Origin of the sequence: Salinarimonas soli (assembly GCF_008386575.1) — a bacterium.
Lineage (GTDB): Bacteria > Pseudomonadota > Alphaproteobacteria > Rhizobiales > Beijerinckiaceae > Salinarimonas_A > Salinarimonas_A soli.
Genome location: NZ_VUOA01000156.1, coordinates 1 through 346, shown reverse-complemented (window position 1 = coordinate 346; position 346 = coordinate 1). Strand labels below are relative to the sequence as shown.

Annotated in this window: 1 protein-coding gene; it reads left to right on the top strand. The window is 50.6% G+C overall.

Going from position 1 to position 346, the window contains the following annotated elements; translation table 11 throughout:
• On the top strand, window positions 1-298 hold a 298-nt coding region (locus F0L46_RS27730), incomplete at its 5' end, for a hypothetical protein (protein WP_149822408.1).
• Window positions 299-346: the final 48 nt, after the last annotated feature.

The window sequence follows — 346 nt, the reverse complement described above, 5'->3', positions numbered from 1 at the left end:
GGCCCACAACACTAAGTACAACCAGTACTTGAAGATGAGTACGTCGACTTGCAACTGCAACGCTCGGGACCGTGTTGTATACGGCGGCAACAGCGCTGACAGCACCAGGGAGCAATGGTTCTTCCAGCCCGCCAAGTACGAAAACGACGTCCTGTTCTTCATCTACAACCGCGAATTCAACGATGCCTTGGAGCTCGATACGATCGTGAACGCCTCGGGAGACCGCAAGGCCGTTGGACACGACGGTGAAGTCTCCGGTCTTCCTGAAATCTACTCGTGGTTCATTACACCTTTCTAAACGACCAAAGGCACTGTTATATGTTCATGAATAATGTAATAAACGAGT